The organism is Methylosinus sp. Sm6 (genome assembly GCF_019802345.1).
Taxonomy (GTDB): Bacteria; Pseudomonadota; Alphaproteobacteria; order Rhizobiales; family Beijerinckiaceae; genus Methylosinus.
On sequence record NZ_JAINDZ010000158.1, the window covers coordinates 1 to 523 of the forward strand.

The following is a 523-nucleotide window of genomic DNA, read 5'->3' on the forward strand; positions in this document are numbered from 1 at the left end:
AGCGCGTCGCGCGCCTGTGTCGCATCGTCGAATGCGGCGAGGTCCACCTGCGCCGCGCCCCATTTGCGAATGAGATCGTCTTCGGTTGCGTAGGACATGGAAGCTACTCGCGCGGCGGCCAGACCCAGTAGCGACCGTCTTCGCGGCCGAACTCTTCATGTTTCACGCAGCCCTCGTCGATAGTCTCGCCATAGGGGCGGAAGACCTTGAGGTTCACATAGTTCTCCGCGCCGGCCGAGAACACTTGCGTGACGAGAGCCGCATAAGGGCCCGTGCCCGCGCCGTTCGTCTGCTTACTTGGGTTGTCGGTGTAGAAATGGACGATGCGTCCGACTGTCGGCGTCACGCTGCTCTCCGTAGTGACGAGAGGCCTCCAGCGGCGGGGGCTCGGGTTTGGACCCCGAGACCCCGCCTACGGGCTGGGGCGGTATGCTTGGTGCGGAGGCCGGACTCGAACCGACGTTCGGGATTGTGAGCCCCGACGGCTTGCCTGCCCTCCGCGATAAATCAGGCGCGACGGATG

General features: G+C 64.8%; 1 protein-coding gene and 1 tRNA gene. Both read right to left on the reverse strand.

Features of this window, described 5'->3' with window-relative positions:
• Positions 1–103: 103 nt before the first annotated feature.
• Positions 104–346: a hypothetical protein gene (locus K3F48_RS24050; protein ID WP_222577957.1), complete on the reverse strand. Its 243-nt coding sequence runs from the start codon at positions 344–346 to the stop codon at positions 104–106.
• A gap of 88 nt (positions 347–434) precedes the next feature.
• A tRNA-Val gene (locus tag K3F48_RS24055) sits at positions 435–501 on the reverse strand.
• Positions 502–523 lie beyond the last annotated feature (22 nt).